We start from the raw sequence: 19,251 nt of genomic DNA on the forward strand, positions 1-19,251 counted from the left end.
ATCAGTTCTTAGTATTGTCTTTTTTCCACTTATTAGTTAGTGATGCATAATCGTAATCCAAGACGGATTCTTGCCGTTTCAGCCTATCTGTGGCAAACGCCCTTTGAAGGATATCCTCAATAAGATAATCTTCATGTTCCAATTCGGGATGAAATTCCTTTTTCAAATTAATTTTGAAGGCCTTGGCCGTAGTTTGATACCAAAAGGCACGCCAACCACTTCTAAGTTCTTTCACCAATCCAAAAGCGGTAGTACCGGTCTGTCTATGTATTAACTTAACCAATATTTGACCCTCGGTACGGGTCAATTTTTTCAACTCTTCTGAGAACTCGCCTTCAATATATTTCTGAACCTTTTTAGTATATCGCTTCTTGTGCCTATTCTTCTTAATATACGTTAAGCTGTCATTCAATTCGACCAAACGCTCTGCCGCCATTTTAGCATAGGGGTATACTTTTAAAGTCTTGCGCCTAAGAATATAATACCGTAATCGTTCTCGTTTATCAGCAAATTCCAATTTACCAAAAAGATAAACTTCGTCAAGAGCAATAGAACTTCTTAGAATAGAGTCACCTTCGAAGCGCACGTAATACTCATATATTGAATCAAACTCACGTTCGTAAATAGAATCGTTTTCCTTTTGTTGACCTAAGGCCAAAGCAACAGTAAAAAAACACAAAGCAAAAAAGTGCTTCTTCATATAACCATTTAAAGCTAAAATCGCATCAAAATTAACGATAATGCTAGGTGCATATTATTAAATAAGTGTGAATATTGCTAAGTTTGAAAGCTAAAACCAAAACATGGCAAAAGATAAAATCATCACTAAAAAATCGTTGGAATTCTTTGAGAAATATTTAAATAATGCCTCTCCAACGGGTTATGAATGGGAAGGTCAGAAAATTTGGATGGACTATCTCAAACCCTATGTAGATGATTTTATAACGGATACCTATGGTACTGCTGTGGCGGTTATTAACCCTGAGGCAGATTATAAAGTGGTTATCGAAGGACATTCCGATGAGATATCATGGTATGTCAATTATATTACAGACAATGGCTTGCTTTATGTCATAAGAAATGGTGGAAGTGACCACCAAATTGCTCCCTCTAAGTGGGTCAATATACACACTAAAAATAATGGAATTGTCAAAGGTGTTTTTGGATGGCCTGCAATTCATACCAGGAAAAGTGGAAAAGAAGAAGCTCCAAAACTTGATAACATTTTTATAGATATAGGTGCAAAAGATAAAGATGAAGTAGAAAAAATGGGAGTTCATGTGGGTTGTGTTATTACATATCCAGATGAATTTCACATTTTAAATGAAGATAAATTCGTATGTAGAGCCTTGGACAATCGTGCTGGTGGATTTATGATTGCCGAAGTGGCTCGTTTGCTTCATGAAAATGGTAAAAAATTACCATTCGGTCTCTATATCACAAACTCTGTTCAAGAAGAAATTGGTTTAAGGGGTGCTGAAATGATTACACAGACCATTAAGCCGAATGTTGCAATTGTTACTGATGTAACTCACGACACTACCACACCAATGATTGAGAAAAAAGTTCAGGGTGATTGTGCCATGGGTAAGGGGCCTGTGATTGCTTATGCCCCAGCAGTGCAACAAAAATTAAGGGAACGTATTATTGAAACGGCCGAAGAAAATGAGATTCCATTTCAACGAGCAGCTAATTCAAGATATACCGGAACGGATACCGATGCCTTTGCCTACAGTAATGGAGGGGTAGCTTCGGCATTAATCTCTTTACCACTTCGTTACATGCACACTACGGTGGAAACGGTACATCGTGACGATGTTGAAAACGTTATTCGTCTCATCTATGAAACCCTCTTAAACATTAAGTCTGGGGAAACATTCAGTTATTTCGAATAAGAAGTTATTGGTGTTTCTCAAATTCGGCAACTTTTGGCTATGGACGAGTTAGTTGATATTCTAGACGAAGCTGGAAATTACACTGGTACAACAGCATTTAAGTCAGAGGCGCATTTAAAGGGCCTTTTTCATCCTACCGTGCATGTTTGGTGCTACACTAAAAATGGTAAAATTCTTTTGCAACAACGTGGTGCAAACAAAGAAACATATCCATTAAAATGGGATGTATCAGTGGCTGGTCACATCGGCGCAGGAGAAGAAATAACACAAGGTGCGGTTAGGGAAGTACTTGAGGAAATCGGGGTTGTTCTTAAGGTCTCTGATTTAGAAAAAATCGATGTTCACAAAACCGAAAAGAGGCACTCAAATACAATTTGGGATAGGGAATTCAATCATACCTTTTTGACTGCTTTAGAGGAAACTACAGTCCTAATTAAACAAGAAGAAGAAGTTGAAGCACTAGCTTGGATTTCGTTGGCATCTTTTGAAAACATGATTTTCAATGATAACACTGGGCTTGTTCCTAATTCTAAAAAGCGCTATGAACGTATTATCGCAGCCGTGCGGTCAAGAATTTAAAAATTCCAATTTAGCCAAGGGCCCTCAATATTTAATGGTGCTACGTGTTGTTCTCCTGTTCGCATGTCCTTAACAACAAACTCTTTCCTTTCCAATTCTTCCTTACCTAAGAATATTACCATCGGAATGTTTCGTTTATTGGCATACTTCATTTGCTTTTGCATTTTTGCCGCTGTAGGGTACAAATCGACTTTTACACCACCTTTACGCATTTTGGTTATGAGCCTCAGTGCTTCCTTAGCCTCTTCATCTCCAAAATTTAAACATAGTACATCTAGACTTTGACTAACTTCCTCTGGGAACAAACCTAACTCTTCAATTACCAAGTAAATTCTATCAAGACCAAACGAGATGCCTACACCACTTACATCTTTTAATCCAAAAATACCTGTAAGGTCATCATAACGTCCACCACCACCAATTGAGCCCATATTAACGCCTTCAGGGGCTGAAACCTCGAATATTGCTCCAGTATAATAATTCAGGCCTCGTGCCAAGGTCACATCGACTTCAAGTTTAGACGATTTTATGCCCAAATCATTTATCAACGTGATAATTTGTTGCAACTCCCCTACTCCCTTCATTCCAATTTCAGATTCCACTAACAAATCTTTCAATTGTTCAAGTTGTTCTTGCGAATTCCCTGACATTTCAAAAAGCGGAGCGGCTTTCTTAATTGCTGATTCAGAAATGCCTTTAGCAGCCATCTCTTCCTTAACCTTTATGGCTCCAATTTTATCAAGCTTATCCAACGCAACTGTAAAATCAACAAGAAGGTGTTTGGCTCCTATCACCTCGGCGATTCCAGATAATACCTTACGATTATTAAGTTTAATGGTACATCCGCTTAGTCCTAAATCAGTGAAAACTGCATCGTAAAGCTGTACAAATTCCACTTCTTGAAGCAAAGAGTTCGCTCCTACAACATCAGCATCACACTGATAAAATTCCCTGAACCTTCCTTTTTGTGGTCGGTCGGCCCTCCATACCGGCTGTATTTGATAGCGCTTAAATGGAAAATCAATTTCGTTCTGGTGCATGACCACATACCTAGCGAAAGGCACTGTCAAATCATAGCGAAGTGCTTTTTCTGTAATTTTCGGTGCTAACGAAATTGAATTTTTTGAACTGTAAGTAATATCGTCAACCTTGGAAATGAAATCACCTGAATTCAGAATTTTAAAAATCAGGCGGTCACCTTCTTCTCCATATTTACCCAATAAGGTCTCTGAATTTTCAAAACTCGGTGTTTCAATAGGTTGAAAACCGAAAGTTTCAAAATGCCTCTTGATTACGGAGACTATGTGGCTGCGTTTTGCTACTTCTGATGGAGAGAAATCCCTTGTTCCTTTTGGGATTGATGGTTTTTGTGGCATTGAAAAGAATTAAGTGCTAACCCTATTCCGTTTTTTGATTAGAAAAGGAAATCTAGGGTTTCAAAAATATCCAATTATTTACTTTCTAGGTAAAATACTTATTCTATAATTTCGTCAAACCATTGGTAAAGCTCACCTCTTGTAATGACTGCACCCTGTTCAATCAATTTGAACTTGTCGAGGTTCTTATCATCTGAATATGCCTTTGAGGCCATCAAATAATCTACAAAATCTGACTGCCAATTTTTTTTGAACCATCCGAAACCTTCTTTGGTTCTTAAATCAATATCAGGATTCATCACCTTCACTGAAATTAACTTCATTTCTTTCTCACCCATCTGAAAAAGATGCATTTGAAGTGGTGAAATATTTTCCAAATACTTGACTTTTGCCAAAACACCTTCCCAAATCAAATCACTAAAGACATCCATTTCTTCCTCTGCAACTTCTGGTTTTTCCGCTTTTATGGTGCTCCATTCCGTTGAAGTTATACTCTGGGTAGCCAAGAAATTAATAAACTCTTGGTGTAGTTCTTCAAATTGTTCTTTTGATAGTCTCCTATATTTCACACTGCTAATTTTTTCGCAAAAATAAAGCCCTGACAATAATTGCCAGGGCTTGAATTATATAATTTGACAATCTTATTTTGCCTCAGCAACAACCTCAAAAGGAAAATCAATGATTACCTCTCTATGAAGTCTAATCTGCGCATTATAAGGTCCTGTTCTTTTGACGGAACCACCTTGAATATTGATAAACTTCTTGTCAATGGACTCTCCTGCTTTTCCAATGGCATCGGCCAAATCAATGTTGGTTACAGAACCAAAAAGCTTGTCACCTGCACCAACTTTAGCAGTAATTTTAATCTCCATCTTTTTTAAGTTATCTGCAACACCCTGGGCATCCTCAATAACTTTCTTCTCTTTGTGGGCACGTTGACGTAAATTTTCTGCCAAAACCTTTTTAGCAGAAGGTGTTGCCAAAGATGCCAAACCTTTAGGGATTAGGAAGTTTCTTCCGTATCCTGGTTTTACAGTAACGATATCGTCCTTAAATCCTAGATTTTGAACGTCTTCTTTTAATATCAATTCCATCTTACTGCAGTATTATTTTAACATATCACCTACATATGGCATTAAAGCCAAATGTCTTGCTCTCTTGATTGCCTGGGCAACTTTTCTTTGATATTTCAAAGAAGTTCCTGTAAGCCTTCTTGGCAATATCTTTCCTTGCTCGTTCACCAACTTCATTAAAAAATCAGGGTCTTTGTAATCAATATACTTAATACCTGACTTTTTAAAACGACAGTACTTTTCTTGTTTGGTCGTCTCTATATTAAGAGGGGTCAGATATCTGATTTCCCCATCTTTCTTTGCTTTTGCTTGTTGTTCTATAGATGCCATACTTATAATGCCTTGATGTTCAACTTCGTTCTACGCTTCTCAGCCCATGCCACTGCATGCTTATCCAATTTTACAGTTAAAAAACGCATGATACGTTCATCCCTTCTAAACTCAACCTCGAACGGTTCAATAGCTTCACCGGGAGCTGCAAATTCAAATAAGTGGTAGAAACCACTTTTTTTGTGTTGAATTGGGTAGGCCAATTTCTTTAGGCCCCAATTTTCTTTGGCTACCATTTTGGCACCATGTTTCAGTAAGAAATCTTCAAATTTCTTCACTGTTTCCTCTATCTGTGTATCAGACAGAACGGGATTTAAAATGAAAACAGTTTCGTAATGGTTCATTATGAATTAATTTTTAAGGAGCGCAAAAGTAATCATTCCTACCTCATACCACAAGAAAAAAGTCAATTCTTCGTTTAGGAGATATGAACTTATTAACATACTAAAAGCATAATGAACGTTCATCGCACTTATGAATAGTTACACAACAGTTTGGTGAGTGTTTACATCTTTTGTTGCACTTTATCGAACATTTTGAGTAATTTGGCGATGATTTAACCCCACAAATCACTCTTATGAAACTCAGAAGCATTATTGTTGATGACTCTACCATGCAACGGTTGGCAGTAGCAAAACTCGTCAACAACCATCCTCACTTAGCTCTTGTAGCAGAGTATAGCAATGCAATAGAAGCCAAAAACGGCCTAAAAAACAACGAAATAGATTTGATTTTCCTTGATGTGGAAATGCCCATTATCAGCGGTTTTGATTTATTGGAAGCCTTGGAAAATCCACCACAAGTAATTCTTATTACCGGTAAACCGGATTACGCCTTAAAAGCATTCGATTACGATGTAACGGATTACTTACATAAACCAATAACCCTTGCTCGTTTCGAAGCCTCGGTTAAAAGAGCTGTTGCCAAATACGAACAGCTAAACCGCGTGGATGAGGATGAAGAGCACATCTTTGTTAAAAGCAACCTTAAAAAACGTAAGGTTATTCTAAATGATATTAAGTGGATTGAGGCTTTGGGTGATTACATTAAATTGGTTACGCACGAAGCTAATATTGTAATTCTGTCAACGATGAAATCATTTGAGCAGCAATTACCCGCAGAAAAGTTTTTACGAATTCATAAATCATACATCGTAAATCTTGAAAAAATAGAAAAGTTCAATAGTAAGAATGTTGAAGTTGGGGGAAGACAAATACCATTGAGCCGAAATAAAAAGACTGAGTTAGCTGAAGCACTGGCCAACGTCTAAATGTGGTCGACGTCATAAACCAACCGCACACTTTTAAACATTGGAATGGCATCAAAGGATTTTTGAATTCTTTTGATGCCTTTTTTTGTTTTTGAGACGGACTGTTCATGCGGAATTTTCAAAAGGATATTTTTAAGATATTCCCTTCGTATTCTTGATATTACTGGAGATTCGGGGCCCAAGACCAGATTTCCGAATACATTTCTTAACGATTGTGCCAGCCAAGAAGAAGCTTCGTTTAAACGGTTAAAATCTTTCGCTTTTAGAGTAAGCTTTATAATTTTTAGACTCGGAGGATATTTGAATTGTTCACGTTCGTACAATTGTTCTTCGAACATTTCCCTATAGCTATTCGTGGTGACTTGTTGTAGCACTTTATGATATGGGTTATAAGATTGAATTAAAACCTTACCTCTCTTAGCAGTCCTCCCAGCCCTACCGGCAACCTGTGTCAAAAGTTGAAAGGTGCGTTCATGCGCTCTGTAGTCAGGAAAATTCAATAAGGTATCCGCATTTAGAATTCCTACCAAACCAACATTTCTGAAATCGAGTCCTTTTGTAACCATTTGGGTACCAACCAAAATATCTATTTCTTTTTTTTCGAATGCTGCTATTAATTTTTGATATGCATATTTACCTCTAGTCGTATCCAAATCCATTCGAGCTACGTGTGCTTTCGGAAATAATTTTTGGAGCTCTTGTTGAATCTGCTCAGTCCCGAATCCTATGGAATCCAAGGTGTTGTTTCCACAAGCCTTACAAGATGGGCTGACCGACTCATAGTAGCCACAGTAATGACAACGCAATTGATTCTTGTTTTGATGAAAAGTAAGACTAACATCGCAATTTGGGCATTGCTCCACGTGACCACAAGTAGTACATTCAATAACAGGGGCAAAACCGCGTCGGTTTTGGAAAAAAATGATTTGTTCGCCAGCTAGCAAGCTTTCTTCAATACTCTCAAAAAGCGTTTTCGAAAAATGACCTTTCATCTTTTTTTTTCGAGTAGCTTCTTTAATATCAATCAATTGAACATCCGGCATCATGGCCTCACCAAAACGCACGGTCAATTCTGCCAATCCAAACTTTCCTTCTTTGGCATTTTTAAAACTCTCAAGACTGGGGGTTGCCGACCCAAGAACGGCTTGTGCACCGTGTAATTTTGCCAAAACTAAGGCACTATCACGAGCATGGTACCTTGGTGCAGGATCAAATTGTTTGAACGATGCCTCATGCTCTTCATCAATAATTACTAAACCTAGTTTAGAAAATGGTAAAAAAAGTGAAGATCTTGCCCCAATCACCACCTGTGCATTTTCACTTTGATTTTGAACATTATTCCAAACCTCAACGCGTTCATTTGCGCTATATTTTGAGTGGTAAACTGCGACTTTGTTCCCTAGATATCCTTGTAATCGGCTAATTAATTGGGTGGTTAGCGCAATTTCGGGCAGTAGGTATAAAACTTGTTCTCCTTGGTTCAGTTTATCTTCTATCAATTTTAAATAGACCTCGGTCTTTCCAGAAGAAGTGACCCCAAAAAGCAAGGCCGGTTTATTCGCATCAAAAGCATTCTGAATAGTCTTTAAAGCTTGTGTTTGATGATTGCTAAGTTCGAATTGCTTTTGTTCTGCTTCTTGATCAATCAGAATTCGATCTTCCCTAATCAACAATTCTTGCAACACCCCTTTATTCAATAGGGACTTTATGATTGAAGAAGAGGACCCGCTTGCGGAAATTAAATCAGATACTTTTACCCTACCACCCTGTTGAGCCTGCAATTGAAACAGTTGCAATACAACTTGTCGTTGTTTGGGAGCCTTTGATAACACCTCAAGCAATTGGCTCAACGCTTCATCATTTGTAAATTGTTCGGAAAAATGCACATAACGTACCAGCTTTGGCTTATACTGCTCGTAAATTGTTTCTTTTACCTCAATCGCATGTTTGTCTAAAAGGCCATTTAATATCGGTAATACATTTTTCTTTTCTGTTATTTCAATTATATCATTGATGGAAAGGCTGCTTTGATTGCTCAAGGCTTCCAAAATCAGAAATTCATCATCAGACAATAAGGAATCTTCAACCTTTTGATCAGCATTTGAAGTAACGACTGTCTCGCTTTCCAATAAAAATGGCTTAGGTAATGCAGCTCGAATTACTTCACCCAAAGTACACATGTAATAGTTTGCTATCCAATCCCAATGTTTTAATTGGAATGATGTAATTAAGGGATTTTCATCAAGTATTTGATCAATATCTTTTGCCTCGTAAACCGTCGGCGGATTGTCGTGAACAGCAATGGCAATTGAAGTGTAGACCTTGCGTTTTCCAAACGGGACGGAGATACGCATGCCTGGCTGAATTAGTTCAGCCTGTTCTGGAGAAACTTTATAGGTAAATAGTTTTTCAAGCGGAATTGGCAGCGCTACATCAACAAAATAGTCCATTCTCAGGAATTATAACGAACCCATGTTTGGGTACGGTAAAGAAAAGCCAAGTAGCCCCTAACCTTTAATTTATCAGGATTGTCAGGATCTAACCATATCTTTCCCCTGAATGTCATCCCCTGTTCAGGATCGAAAAGAGTATCACCCTTATATTCTCCCTTATTGTTCTTTTTAAACCCATCAATTATAACCATCCCGATAACAGGTTTGTCCTTTTTGTCTCCTTTGCATTTAATACAGCGGGCATCCTCTTTCCCTTTCTCTAAGATAGTTTCGATTTTCCCGTATAGAAGACCGTCTTTTTCGTAAATATTTACAATTGCCTTTGTTAATCCATTGCGATCATCAATGGTCTTCCATTTTCCGAGAATTGATTGTCCGAAAAACAACATCGGACAAAGTGTAAAAAACAATAGGGAATTAATTTTTGTCATTTTCTTCCTTTTTTCTGTTCAAGTTTTTTTTGAGCTGATGCAATGTAGCATTCAATTCGAAACCCAATAAAAGAATATTCGAATTCAACCAAATAAAAACCATCAATATCAATAACCCCCCAAGTGCACCATATAGTTCATTATAACGTGCAAACTTTTCAACATATATACCGAACAAATAAGATGTCAACATAAAAAGAAGCGTGGTCATTAAGGCGCCAGCAGAAAAGAATTTTGCTTTTTTTCCTTCCGCTGTCCCGAAATAATAAAGTATCGCCGTCGTGAAATATGAAAGTACTACGTAAAATAAAATCTTAGTCAAAATAGCTCCAGTATCGTCCATTCTCGAGACTTCATAACCAAACGTTTTGCCAAAATATTCACTGGTATACTCAACAACATAAAACTCGAAATACACAAAGGCCACAGCACCTACAATCAATAAAACCGATAGTATCAGGCCTACCATTAGCGCATAGGCATATTGTTTGAAAAAATTCCGGGTAAGCTCAATATGATACGAGTTTTCAAAGCCACTGAAAATGGCATTGACACCATTTGCGACCAAAAAAATAGAAACCAAAAAAGCTGAAGAAAGTAATCCCCCGCGTTTTTGATCTTTAATCTGTTGGTAAATATCTCCAAAATAATCACTGGTTGCCGTCGGCAAAAAAGATTCCAAGAACATTAGAAATTGAAGGTCAAAATCTTCATTGCCTACTTTTATGTACGGAATTAAAAAAGGTATCAAGGTTACCAAAAAAATAAGGAGCGGAAACAGTGCCATGAAAAGACTAAAAGCGATAGAGCTCGCACGGCTACTTAGGGTGCCACGCACAATACCTAAACCATAAATCTCTAACAAATCATAAAGAGACAGGCCTTCAAAACCTGGTAACTTTATTTTGTCAAAAAAGGAAACCAGCCAATTGACTACCGGAATTTTCTCTAAATTTTCTCGGATACCAAGCTCCATTAAACGGCTTTTAGGCTTAAATCCATATTATGAACAGAGTGTGTCAAAGCACCCGATGATATAAAATCAACACCGCATTCTGCATATTTCCTTATTGTTTTCTCGTTAATTCCGCCGGAGGACTCGGTCAAACACCTATCCCCAATCATAGCAACCGCCATCTTGGTTTCTGAATAGTTGAAATTGTCCAGTAGAATTCTATAGACCCCTTCAGAGTTTAAGATTTCTTCAACCTCTTCAAGGTTTCTGGCTTCAACAACAATTTTTAAGTCCTTTCTGTTATCTTGCAAATAGGATTGGGTCATTTGAATAGCCTTAGTAATTCCGCCCGCAAAATCAATATGATTGTCTTTCAACATTATCATGTCATAGAGCGCAAATCGGTGGTTCTCCCCTCCTCCAATTTTAACTGCCCATTTCTCTAAAGCTCGAATTCCGGGAGTTGTTTTACGGGTATCCAAAACTTTGGTACCTGTTCCTTCTAAAAGATTTACAAAGTATTTGGTTTTAGTGGCAATAGCACTCATACGTTGCATTGCATTCAATACCAATCGCTCAGCTGTCAAAATACTCAATGAACTACCGGAAACATAAAAGGCAATATCACCATATTTTACGTTTTCACCATCATTTACAATAGTTTCTATTGTTAAGTCTGCATCCACATAATTAAATACCCGTTTTGCAAAATCGATTCCAGCAATTGTTCCTTCATCCTTAACCAAAAGCTTTGCTTTCCCCATTGCAGAATTCGGTATACAAGCCAAGGAAGAATGATCACCATCACCAACGTCTTCGCGAATTGCATTGGCGACTATACGCTGTAATTCATCTTCAAATAGTTCAGCTGAAATCATAAGATTTAGTAGTTTGGACGAAATTACTAAAATCAACTGCATCGAGCATTTGCGAAACGCATTAAGCAACAATGAAGATCAAAATAATAGCCATAGGCCGCACAGACGACCACAATTTAAAACAATTGAACGCTGGTTATCTCTCAAGATTAAAACATTACGCTAAAGTTGAGCTAATCGAAATACCGGACTTAAAAAAGGTAAAAAACCTTTCTAAGGACCAGCAAAAAATTAAGGAAGGCGAGTTGATACTCAATAATCTTGAACCTTCTGATGTTCTTGTGCTTTTTGACGAAAAAGGCAAACAATTTTCATCGAGGGAATTTTCAAACGAACTCCAGAAAAGAATGAATAGCGGAATTAAATCCCTTGTTTTTGCTATTGGTGGACCGTATGGGTTCTCAGAAGAGGTTTATATCAGGGCCCAACAGAAAATAAGTCTTTCAAGAATGACATTTTCTCACCAAATGGTTCGTGTATTTATTCTTGAACAGCTGTATCGTGGGTTTTCGATTCTTCGGAATGAACCTTATCATCATGACTAACCTCAGATTTTTGCGAAGAAAAAACGTTATACTTCGCCAATAAATCTTCGACTTGATTTAAGAACTTAGTGTGTGGCATTTCAACTTCTTCTGTCTCTTTCAATGCCGTTTGCATATTGGCAGAAGAATCATTCAAACTATCAAGCTCTTGCGAAATGAACTTTATAATTTCAAGTTGTCGCTCTTGATTTTTCTCAATCTTTAAAACATAATTCATGTCTTTAAGATTTTTTAAATGTGAACTTAATACATGAGATTGATGCCAAGCAATTTCCTTTAATTTCTTCTTCTGATTTAAAATGCGATTAATAATGGGATTTACAATGAAGAATATTTCGAATAAGACAATAAAAACGGAAAATATGGCCAGTTCCACTTCAATAATCATCATTGCTCTAATATCATCTTCCGATTTCTTCTGAAATTGAAAAACAATATCATCCATAATAATCAAAAACCGATCAACATGGTAGCGCATATCATTAAAAGGTACGTTTTCAATGTTATCAAAATCACCCAATTGACTATTTATCCATAGAAGGTGAGGTTCTAATTTTCTGAAATTGACTATTATTTCTTCTTCATCAAGTGGGTCAATCGATAAATTTTCATTACCCTCTTGCAAGAAGCTGTTCATTTGAACCAATTTGTTCAAGGAAAGTTTTAATTCAGCGTAGTCACAATTGTGGTAACGGCATGAATAAAGTTCGTTCAACACCCTTTGGCTCAACATTCGTTGACGCCCAGCCAAGTTAACTACCAAGGCGGTTGAGCGCTGTTTGTTCAGACTATATTGAATCATTGACTGAATAGCAATGGTCAACACAATTATTGACACGACCAACAAATAATAGGCTCTAAATCCTTTTTTGAACAGCTTGGGTAATTTTAACTTCATTAAGGTTTCACAATTTAAAATTGTTCACTTTTATTGGAACGATTAACACAAATGAATGTTGTCTTTTGTAAGAAAAAACGCATGTTAATTTCAATGCATGATTCTCAAGGCCCATCTCGAACGAAAATCTTCCTCCGATTTTTCCTGAAATTGAAAAACAATATCATCCATAATAATCAAAAACTGATCAACGTGATAGCGCATATCATCAAAAGGTACATTTTCAATGTTTTCAAAGGCACCCAATCTGGTTTTCATCCATTTAAGGTGCGGCTCTAATTTTCTAAAATTGACCTTTATTTCTTCTTCATCAAGAGGATCAATGGATAAATTTTCGTTGCCCTCTTGCAAGAAAGTGTTCATTTGAACCAGTTTATTCAGGGAGAGATTTAATTCAGCATAGTCACAATCATGGTAACGGCAAGAGTAGAGTTCATTCACGAGCCTCTGACTCAACATTCGTTGACGCCCAGCTAAGTTAACTAACAAAGCAGCTGATCGCTGTTTGTTCAAACTGTTTTGAATCATTGACTGTATAGCAATGGTCAAGACAATTATCGAAACAACGAACAAAACGTAAGCTCTAATTCCTTTTTTAAATAGATTGGGTAATTTAAGCATCATTAACGTTCAAAAATTACAATTTGCCTCTTGTAATAGAACGAATATGAGTGGGATTTGTTATTTGTATTGTAAGTTTTATCTTACATTTAAAAAACAGGGAATACGAAACGTATTTCTAATAAAGAACCCTAAATTTTATGGTGTTCTCTACTTCTTTCAATGCTTGCATTACTTCTTTGTTGTAATCCTTATCCACATCTGTGATTACATATCCCACCTTTGGTTCAGTTGATAGATATTGACCTGAAATGTTTAAGTCATATTTTGCCAAAACTTCATTTATCTTGGCCATGATTCCTGGAACATTTTTATGAATATGTAAGAATCGATGCCTATTCTCTTGCTTGGGTAAGCGAATATTCGGGAAGTTAACCGCGTCAACAGTATTACCGGAGTTGATATAATCCATAATTTTATTTGGCACAAAATCAGCAATATCACGCTGGGCCTCTTGGGTACTTCCACCAACATGGGGAGTAAGAATCACATTATCCAACCCTCGTAATTCGGTTTCAAAATCACCGTTGCTCCTTGGCTCTTTCGGATATACATCGATTGCCGCACCACCCAACTTACCTGATTTAAGGGCTGATACCAACGCTGGTATATCAACAACGAAGCCGCGTGCCAAGTTTACTAGCATTGCCCCGTCTTTCATTTGATTTATTTCGCGTTCCCCTATGAAGTTCTTATTTGCGGGATTATCGTCAATGTGCAGGGTCACTACATCAGAAATAGATAACAAGTCTTCAAGACGACTACATTTAACCGCATTACCCAATGCTAGCTTGTCAGAGACATCATAGTAGTATACCCGCATACCTAGGGCTTCAGCTAATACGGATAGTTGCTTTCCAATATTTCCGTATCCAATAATCCCCAAATTTTTGCCACGAACCTCATTGGAATTAAGTGCGGTCTTAAACCACTTTCCATTGTGGATTTCAGAGCTGCGAGTAAAGACATTTCGCATCAACATAATGATCTCACCAATAGCCAATTCAACCACGGATCTTGTATTACTATAAGGTGCATTAAAAACAATAACTCCGCGTTCTTTAGCTGCCTCCAATGCTATTTGTGTAGTTCCAATACAAAAGGCACCTATAACCAAAAGTTTATCTGCTGCAGCAAGAACCTTTTCGGTTACTTGCGTTTTTGAACGAATACCCAAAACATGAATTCCTTTTATTTTTTCAATCAATTCATCTTCAGGAATACTATTTTTCACCAATTCAACCGAAAACCCATCATTAGAGAGATTTTCAAATGCATCAGGATGCACGTTTTCAAGTAATAGTATTTTAATTCTGTTCTTGGGGTACGAAATTTTTCTAGGTAAATCGTTCACGAATAAAAATTCATTAAGGTTCGGTGTAATATAATCGGCATTCTTAGCTGCCTTTTCGCGATGCACGTTTTCAGTGTAAGCAAAAAATTTATCGGCAATTCCGGCTTCACGCATGACATAATCACTGTAGCCATCACCAATCACGTGTATTTCACCGTCAAGTTCCAAATTTTTTAAACATTCTATTTTTCCATTGTGCGAAGACAAGACATTCTGTTCATCAAAACCCACAATATTACCTTTATCATCAAATTTAAATGTGTTGGCATACACACGATTTGAAGGAATGTTATATTCTTCAACAATGGGGTCTATAAACTCTTTGAAGCCGCAGGAAATAACATAAATATCATCTGAATGGGAGTGAAAAAATTCTTTGTTCTCTTCAATAGACTTTGAGATTTTCTTTTCCAATTCGGTAATTAAATCTGCAAGGTCGGCTTCCTTGGCATTAAGTAGCTTGATTCTACGCTCCAACGACTCCGTAAATGAAATATCTCCATCAATTCCAAGGTTGGTGATTTCTTGAATTTCATCTAATATTTCTAGCCTTTTCGGATTATGCCTCAAGGTCATTTCCGCCAGAACATCCAATGCCTCAACTTGCGTAAGGGTACTATCAAAATCAAAAACGTATTTCCGTTTTGTACCGACCATCGTAAAGAATTAAGCGGCAAATTTAATTAATTCGGTTATCTCCATTTCCTAAAAAATAGAAAAGTAACATTTGATTCGAGAATTGTAGAAGATCGGCCAAAAATCACAGTGATTTTTCCACCCAGATGTTTGAAATTAAAACCAGCGTCTAACAGCTTTTAAATACAATTTATACTCTTGCCCGAATTTTTTTGCGAGTTCTTCCTCTTCCGGAATAATCTGGAACTTATTCATGTAAAAGACATAGCCTCCAACCAGTAGGGTGTTGAATGCATTTTGGAATTCAAGTCCTAAAGCAACCAATAATAACAGCATGGCCAAGTACATTGGATTTCGTGACAGGTCGTAAATACCTGTAGTCACCAAACTCGATGCTTTTTGTGGTCTTTGCGGATTTACCGTTGTTTTTTTTAGTCTAAACTGTACAATAGCGATAACGGCAATCAAAATAGCAATGCCCAAAAGCACTTTGGTGAACACTTCCCTACCAAAAAAATCGAATTTACCCACTGGTAAGATTCTAGCTAGAAAGAACATCAATGCACCGAATACCAAGAATATAATAGCTGGCGGGAGTTTTAATCTCATTAATCGAAAATACTACTTTTACCAACAAAACAAGGAACGTGAAATTAGTGTTTGCAACACATAACAAGAACAAATTTGAAGAAGTTCGAAAACTTGTGCCAAATCACATAGAGCTGTTATCACTTACCGATATTGATTGTTTTGAAGAAATATCTGAAACTGGTGAAACGCTTCAAGAAAATGCCAAAATCAAAAGTGACTTCGTCCGCAAGAATTATGGCTTGGACTGTTTTTCTGATGATACCGGTCTTTTAGTTGACGCCCTAAATGGTGAACCTGGTGTGTATTCAGCACGTTACGCCGGCCCATCGAAAAGCGCCGAAGCCAATATGGAAAAAATATTAAACAAGATGGGGCTTTTAGAAAACCGATCAGCGCGATTCGAAACGGTAATTTCACTACATTTTCAGGGCATTCATCATTTTTTCACCGGTACCGTAGATGGAAAAATAATAAAAGAAAAAAGAGGTGAAAATGGTTTTGGATACGACCCTATATTCATGCCAAATGGGTACCTAGAGACTTTTGCAGAACTACCCCTTGAAATTAAAAACAAGATCGGCCATCGCGGTAAAGCAATGGCCCAATTAATGGACTATTTGAAAAAGAACAGTTAAGTCATAAATAAGTGTACCTTTGCCGGCTATTAACGACGCCAACCGTTCGATAAGTACAACGGTTTAGGAGTGTTGTTTCGGGCAAGGGTTTAAATAGCATCGCTCAACGCAACACAAATTTTAGCGATATTATTTAAAACTATGACATTCCATGAATTAGGATTGCAGCAGTCCTTGCTTGATGCTGTTAACGACTTGGGTTTTGAAACACCTTCTGAGGTACAAGAAAAAGCCATTCCTATTTTACTTTCAAAAGAATCGGATTTAGTGGCCTTAGCCCAAACCGGTACAGGTAAAACCGCAGCTTTTGGTTTTCCTTTGATTCAAAAAATAAACGGCGATAGTAGAACCACCCAAGGTTTGATCCTATCACCTACCCGTGAACTCTGTGTGCAAATTGCAAAAGAAATGCAGTTGTATTCGAAGTATGAAAAAGGTATGGGCATTGTTGCCATCTATGGTGGCGCCAGTATTTCAGACCAAGCCAAAAAAATAAAACGTGGAGCCCAAATTGTAGTAGCTACACCCGGGCGGATGAAAGATATGATCAGCCGAGGAATGGTCGATATCTCAAAAATCGATTATTGTATACTTGATGAAGCCGATGAAATGCTCAATATGGGCTTTTATGAGGATATAAAAGACATTCTATCGAATACCCCGGAGGACAAATCTACTTGGCTTTTCTCTGCAACCATGCCCAAAGAAGTGGCTACAATTGCGAAAAAATTCATGCATAAACCCATAGAAATCACTGTGGGAGCTAAAAATGCCGGGGCCACAACAGTTCAACATGAATATTATGTTGTTGGAGGACGAGACCGTTATGCCGCTTTAAAAAGATTGGCAGATGCAAATCCTGGAATATTTTCAGTAGTGTTCTGCCGAACAAAACGCGATACCCAAAAAATTGCTGAAAAGCTAATCGAAGATGGGTATAATGCTGGAGCCCTACATGGTGATTTGAGTCAAAACCAACGTGATTTGGCAATGAATGCCTTCCGTAAAAAACAAATTCAAATGTTGGTGGCTACCGATGTCGCTGCGCGTGGTATCGATGTTGATGACATAACACATGTTATCAATTACCAACTACCCGACGAAATAGAAACCTATACCCACAGAAGTGGACGAACAGGTCGAGCTGGAAAGTCTGGAGTTTCCATGGTTATCGTTACTCGAAGTGAAATGCGAAAAATCAAAGCGATTGAGCGCATTATCAAACAAGAATTTGACAAAAAAGAGATTCCATCTGGAATGGAAATCTGTGAAATTCAATTGTACCATTTGGCCAATAAAATCAAGGATACCACCATCAATGATAAAATTGAAGGATACTTACCCGCAATCAATGATGTCTTGGAAGGTGTTGACCGCGAAGAACTCATTAAAAAAGTATTCTCTGTTGAGTTTACCCGTTTTTACAATTACTACAGTAAAACCAAAGATTTAAGTGCTGGTAAGGTAAGCGAAAAAGAAGGTGAATTTTCAAGTGAAGGCTCTGTACGTTACTTTATTAACCTTGGCGAACGTGATGGCTATGATTGGATGTCATTAAAAGATTTTCTAAGGGATACCCTTGGTTTTGACCGTGATGATATTTACAAGGTAGACACTAAGAACTCCTTTTCCTTTTTTAATACCGATGCAAAATTAACCCCACTGGTATTAGAGACTTTCAATGAGTTTAAAATTAAAGGTCGATTTGTCAATGTAGAGGTTTCAAATAATCCTGGAGGCAATAAAAGACGGAAAGACCGAAAAAAGGGACACCGCAAAGGAGGGAATTCAAACTTTCGTTCCCGCAAAGAATCGTCAGGCAAAAGAAGAGGTGGAAGAAAAAAAGGCTTCCAGTAATGTTAAGACGCTGCTAAAGATTTGCAAAGGCCGTTCTAAATGGCCTTGTTTTGTAACTTTAACAACAAATCTGCTAATGAAGAGAGTTCTACTGGTAATCCTTTTTCTAACCACATTTGTGGCTCTGGCTCAAGACGACACTGCAAACGTAATGTCAGATGAATTGACTGCTACTGTGGTTAATGCCCAGACCAGTTTTGCTTTAGAAAGTGTACATGTCATTAACCTCACACAAGTTGTTGGGACAATCACGGGTAAAAAAGGTGAATTTACCATTAAGGCTGCTGTCAACGATACCCTGTATTTAACCTATCTGGGATTCAAGCCACAAAAAATTAGGGTTACCAACGATATGTTTAAAATTGAGGATAACAAAATTGCATTGACCGAATTGGCATTTGCCCTTGAAGAAGTTGTTGTCAGACCATATCAATTAACCGGATATCTTGAAATAGATGTTAAAAACCTGCCGTTAAATAGTGCTTATCAGTATAGTATTTCTGGACTAAACAAAAGTTATGAGGCAGGGAATAAAAGTCCGAGTGCTGTAACAAAAGTTTTGGGTGCGATTCTAAACCCTGCAGATCTCTTGCGAAATTTATTTGGTAAAAAGCCAAAACAAATGCGAAAACTCCAACAAATGAAGCAAGATGAGGATATTAGAAACTTACTGGCTTCAAAATTTGATCGCGTAACCTTGACGGAGTTATTGCAAATAGAGAAAATTGATATCGAAGATATTTTGAACAACTGCAGTTACTCACGAAGTTTTATCGCTACGGCCAATGACCTGCAAATACTTGATGCCATTAGTAGTTGCTATGAAGATTATAAGGCTTTGAACAAAGGAAATCGAGGTCGTTGAACAATTAAT

The 19,251-nt window shown here is 37.4% G+C and carries 21 protein-coding genes; 7 read left to right on the forward strand and 14 right to left on the reverse strand.

From position 1 onward, the window contains the following. Nucleotide 1 precedes the first annotated feature (1 nt). The gene (locus HCU67_RS11615) at nt 2-700 is read right to left on the reverse strand and encodes a DUF4294 domain-containing protein (protein WP_168552782.1); all 699 of its coding nucleotides are present in this window, start codon (nt 698-700) and stop codon (nt 2-4) included. Between the two features lie 103 nt (nt 701-803). Between HCU67_RS11615 and HCU67_RS11620 the strand changes: the two genes are divergently transcribed. Further along, nucleotides 804-1,895 carry a M42 family metallopeptidase gene (locus tag HCU67_RS11620; RefSeq protein WP_168552783.1) on the forward strand — a complete coding sequence of 364 codons (1,092 nt, stop codon included), beginning with the start codon at nt 804-806 and terminating at the stop codon, nt 1,893-1,895. A gap of 39 nt (nt 1,896-1,934) precedes the next feature. Beyond that, entirely contained in the window at nt 1,935-2,474 is a 540-nt protein-coding gene (locus HCU67_RS11625; RefSeq protein ID WP_168552784.1) for an NUDIX hydrolase, read from the forward strand. On the opposite strand, the gene hisS is transcribed toward HCU67_RS11625, so the two are convergent. The 5 genes from hisS to rpsF all read right to left on the reverse strand — a co-directional run bounded on the left by hisS (nt 2,471) and on the right by rpsF (nt 5,597). Further along, on the reverse strand, nt 2,471-3,850 hold the full coding sequence (gene hisS, locus HCU67_RS11630; protein ID WP_168552785.1) for a histidine--tRNA ligase: 1,380 nt from the start codon (nt 3,848-3,850) through the stop codon (nt 2,471-2,473). The genes HCU67_RS11625 and hisS overlap by 4 nt on opposite strands. Nucleotides 3,851-3,948: 98 nt before the next feature. Further along, complete coding sequence (locus tag HCU67_RS11635) at nt 3,949-4,419, reverse strand: DUF6495 family protein (protein ID WP_168552786.1); 471 nt, start codon at nt 4,417-4,419, stop codon at nt 3,949-3,951. A gap of 72 nt (nt 4,420-4,491) precedes the next feature. Further along, nucleotides 4,492-4,944: a 50S ribosomal protein L9 gene (gene rplI / locus HCU67_RS11640; RefSeq protein WP_168552787.1), complete on the reverse strand. Its 453-nt coding sequence runs from the start codon at nt 4,942-4,944 to the stop codon at nt 4,492-4,494. Nucleotides 4,945-4,956: 12 nt separating this feature from the next. After that, the gene (rpsR, locus tag HCU67_RS11645) at nt 4,957-5,253 is read right to left on the reverse strand and encodes a 30S ribosomal protein S18 (RefSeq protein ID WP_168552788.1); all 297 of its coding nucleotides are present in this window, start codon (nt 5,251-5,253) and stop codon (nt 4,957-4,959) included. Nucleotides 5,254-5,255: 2 nt separating this feature from the next. Then, entirely contained in the window at nt 5,256-5,597 is a 342-nt protein-coding gene (gene rpsF, locus HCU67_RS11650) for a 30S ribosomal protein S6 (RefSeq protein WP_168552789.1), read from the reverse strand. 233 nt (nt 5,598-5,830) lie between these two features. On the opposite strand from rpsF, the gene HCU67_RS11655 reads away from it, so the two are divergent. Next, on the forward strand, nt 5,831-6,523 hold the full coding sequence (locus HCU67_RS11655; RefSeq protein ID WP_168552790.1) for a LytR/AlgR family response regulator transcription factor: 693 nt from the start codon (nt 5,831-5,833) through the stop codon (nt 6,521-6,523). Here the strand turns inward: HCU67_RS11655 and priA are convergent. Genes priA through nadC form a run of 4 tightly spaced genes read right to left on the reverse strand, consistent with a single transcriptional unit; the run spans nt 6,520 to nt 11,240 of the window. Continuing rightward, nucleotides 6,520-8,973: a replication restart helicase PriA gene (gene priA / locus HCU67_RS11660; protein ID WP_168552791.1), complete on the reverse strand. Its 2,454-nt coding sequence runs from the start codon at nt 8,971-8,973 to the stop codon at nt 6,520-6,522. The two genes, HCU67_RS11655 and priA, sit on opposite strands and share 4 nt — an antisense overlap. A 2-nt stretch (nt 8,974-8,975) precedes the next feature. Then, on the reverse strand, nt 8,976-9,407 hold the full coding sequence (locus tag HCU67_RS11665; protein WP_168552792.1) for a DUF2147 domain-containing protein: 432 nt from the start codon (nt 9,405-9,407) through the stop codon (nt 8,976-8,978). Then, nucleotides 9,394-10,383 carry a YihY/virulence factor BrkB family protein gene (locus tag HCU67_RS11670; protein ID WP_168552793.1) on the reverse strand — a complete coding sequence of 330 codons (990 nt, stop codon included), beginning with the start codon at nt 10,381-10,383 and terminating at the stop codon, nt 9,394-9,396. The genes HCU67_RS11665 and HCU67_RS11670 overlap by 14 nt, the downstream gene beginning before the upstream one ends. Further along, entirely contained in the window at nt 10,383-11,240 is an 858-nt protein-coding gene (gene nadC / locus HCU67_RS11675; protein ID WP_168552794.1) for a carboxylating nicotinate-nucleotide diphosphorylase, read from the reverse strand. The genes HCU67_RS11670 and nadC overlap by 1 nt, the downstream gene beginning before the upstream one ends. A 71-nt stretch (nt 11,241-11,311) precedes the next feature. On the opposite strand from nadC, the gene rlmH reads away from it, so the two are divergent. After that, a complete protein-coding gene (gene rlmH, locus HCU67_RS11680) occupies nt 11,312-11,785 on the forward strand; it encodes a 23S rRNA (pseudouridine(1915)-N(3))-methyltransferase RlmH (protein ID WP_168552795.1) in 474 nt (157 codons plus the stop codon). On the opposite strand, the gene HCU67_RS11685 is transcribed toward rlmH, so the two are convergent. The 4 genes from HCU67_RS11685 to HCU67_RS11700 all read right to left on the reverse strand — a co-directional run bounded on the left by HCU67_RS11685 (nt 11,721) and on the right by HCU67_RS11700 (nt 15,903). Next, nucleotides 11,721-12,683: a type IV pili methyl-accepting chemotaxis transducer N-terminal domain-containing protein gene (locus HCU67_RS11685; RefSeq protein WP_168552796.1), complete on the reverse strand. Its 963-nt coding sequence runs from the start codon at nt 12,681-12,683 to the stop codon at nt 11,721-11,723. The genes rlmH and HCU67_RS11685 overlap by 65 nt on opposite strands. Before the next feature lie 90 nt (nt 12,684-12,773). Beyond that, nucleotides 12,774-13,307 (reverse strand): type IV pili methyl-accepting chemotaxis transducer N-terminal domain-containing protein, encoded by a 534-nt coding sequence (locus tag HCU67_RS11690; RefSeq protein WP_168552797.1) that lies wholly within the window; start codon nt 13,305-13,307, stop codon nt 12,774-12,776. A 115-nt stretch (nt 13,308-13,422) separates the two neighbouring features. Further along, a complete protein-coding gene (serA, locus tag HCU67_RS11695; RefSeq protein WP_168552798.1) occupies nt 13,423-15,315 on the reverse strand; it encodes a phosphoglycerate dehydrogenase in 1,893 nt (630 codons plus the stop codon). Nucleotides 15,316-15,450: 135 nt separating this feature from the next. Beyond that, nucleotides 15,451-15,903: a methyltransferase family protein gene (locus HCU67_RS11700; RefSeq protein WP_168552799.1), complete on the reverse strand. Its 453-nt coding sequence runs from the start codon at nt 15,901-15,903 to the stop codon at nt 15,451-15,453. A 38-nt stretch (nt 15,904-15,941) separates the two neighbouring features. Between HCU67_RS11700 and HCU67_RS11705 the strand changes: the two genes are divergently transcribed. The 3 genes from HCU67_RS11705 to HCU67_RS11715 all read left to right on the forward strand — a co-directional run bounded on the left by HCU67_RS11705 (nt 15,942) and on the right by HCU67_RS11715 (nt 19,242). Beyond that, the gene (locus tag HCU67_RS11705; RefSeq protein WP_168552800.1) at nt 15,942-16,520 is read left to right on the forward strand and encodes a non-canonical purine NTP diphosphatase; all 579 of its coding nucleotides are present in this window, start codon (nt 15,942-15,944) and stop codon (nt 16,518-16,520) included. A 141-nt stretch (nt 16,521-16,661) separates the two neighbouring features. Next, nucleotides 16,662-18,377: a DEAD/DEAH box helicase gene (locus tag HCU67_RS11710; protein WP_168552801.1), complete on the forward strand. Its 1,716-nt coding sequence runs from the start codon at nt 16,662-16,664 to the stop codon at nt 18,375-18,377. Nucleotides 18,378-18,453: 76 nt separating this feature from the next. After that, entirely contained in the window at nt 18,454-19,242 is a 789-nt protein-coding gene (locus HCU67_RS11715; RefSeq protein WP_168552802.1) for a carboxypeptidase-like regulatory domain-containing protein, read from the forward strand. Nucleotides 19,243-19,251 lie beyond the last annotated feature (9 nt).

The organism is Croceivirga thetidis, assembly GCF_012272815.1.
Taxonomy (GTDB): Bacteria; Bacteroidota; Bacteroidia; order Flavobacteriales; family Flavobacteriaceae; genus Croceivirga; species Croceivirga thetidis.

What these genes read in the sequence shown, in the direction of transcription:
- HCU67_RS11615 (WP_168552782.1), bottom strand. Translation starts at nt 700, where the DNA reads ATGAAGAAGCACTTTTTTGCTTTGTGTTTTTTTACTGTTGCTTTGGCC.
- HCU67_RS11620 (WP_168552783.1), top strand. Translation starts at nt 804, where the DNA reads ATGGCAAAAGATAAAATCATCACTAAAAAATCGTTGGAATTCTTTGAG.
- HCU67_RS11625 (WP_168552784.1), top strand. Translation starts at nt 1,935, where the DNA reads ATGGACGAGTTAGTTGATATTCTAGACGAAGCTGGAAATTACACTGGT.
- hisS (WP_168552785.1), bottom strand. Translation starts at nt 3,850, where the DNA reads ATGCCACAAAAACCATCAATCCCAAAAGGAACAAGGGATTTCTCTCCA.
- rplI (WP_168552787.1), bottom strand. Translation starts at nt 4,944, where the DNA reads ATGGAATTGATATTAAAAGAAGACGTTCAAAATCTAGGATTTAAGGAC.
- rpsR (WP_168552788.1), bottom strand. Translation starts at nt 5,253, where the DNA reads ATGGCATCTATAGAACAACAAGCAAAAGCAAAGAAAGATGGGGAAATC.
- rpsF (WP_168552789.1), bottom strand. Translation starts at nt 5,597, where the DNA reads ATGAACCATTACGAAACTGTTTTCATTTTAAATCCCGTTCTGTCTGAT.
- HCU67_RS11655 (WP_168552790.1), top strand. Translation starts at nt 5,831, where the DNA reads ATGAAACTCAGAAGCATTATTGTTGATGACTCTACCATGCAACGGTTG.
- priA (WP_168552791.1), bottom strand. Translation starts at nt 8,973, where the DNA reads ATGGACTATTTTGTTGATGTAGCGCTGCCAATTCCGCTTGAAAAACTA.
- HCU67_RS11665 (WP_168552792.1), bottom strand. Translation starts at nt 9,407, where the DNA reads ATGACAAAAATTAATTCCCTATTGTTTTTTACACTTTGTCCGATGTTG.
- HCU67_RS11670 (WP_168552793.1), bottom strand. Translation starts at nt 10,383, where the DNA reads ATGGAGCTTGGTATCCGAGAAAATTTAGAGAAAATTCCGGTAGTCAAT.
- nadC (WP_168552794.1), bottom strand. Translation starts at nt 11,240, where the DNA reads ATGATTTCAGCTGAACTATTTGAAGATGAATTACAGCGTATAGTCGCC.
- rlmH (WP_168552795.1), top strand. Translation starts at nt 11,312, where the DNA reads ATGAAGATCAAAATAATAGCCATAGGCCGCACAGACGACCACAATTTA.
- HCU67_RS11685 (WP_168552796.1), bottom strand. Translation starts at nt 12,683, where the DNA reads ATGAAGTTAAAATTACCCAAGCTGTTCAAAAAAGGATTTAGAGCCTAT.
- HCU67_RS11690 (WP_168552797.1), bottom strand. Translation starts at nt 13,307, where the DNA reads ATGATGCTTAAATTACCCAATCTATTTAAAAAAGGAATTAGAGCTTAC.
- serA (WP_168552798.1), bottom strand. Translation starts at nt 15,315, where the DNA reads ATGGTCGGTACAAAACGGAAATACGTTTTTGATTTTGATAGTACCCTT.
- HCU67_RS11700 (WP_168552799.1), bottom strand. Translation starts at nt 15,903, where the DNA reads ATGAGATTAAAACTCCCGCCAGCTATTATATTCTTGGTATTCGGTGCA.
- HCU67_RS11710 (WP_168552801.1), top strand. Translation starts at nt 16,662, where the DNA reads ATGACATTCCATGAATTAGGATTGCAGCAGTCCTTGCTTGATGCTGTT.
- HCU67_RS11715 (WP_168552802.1), top strand. Translation starts at nt 18,454, where the DNA reads ATGAAGAGAGTTCTACTGGTAATCCTTTTTCTAACCACATTTGTGGCT.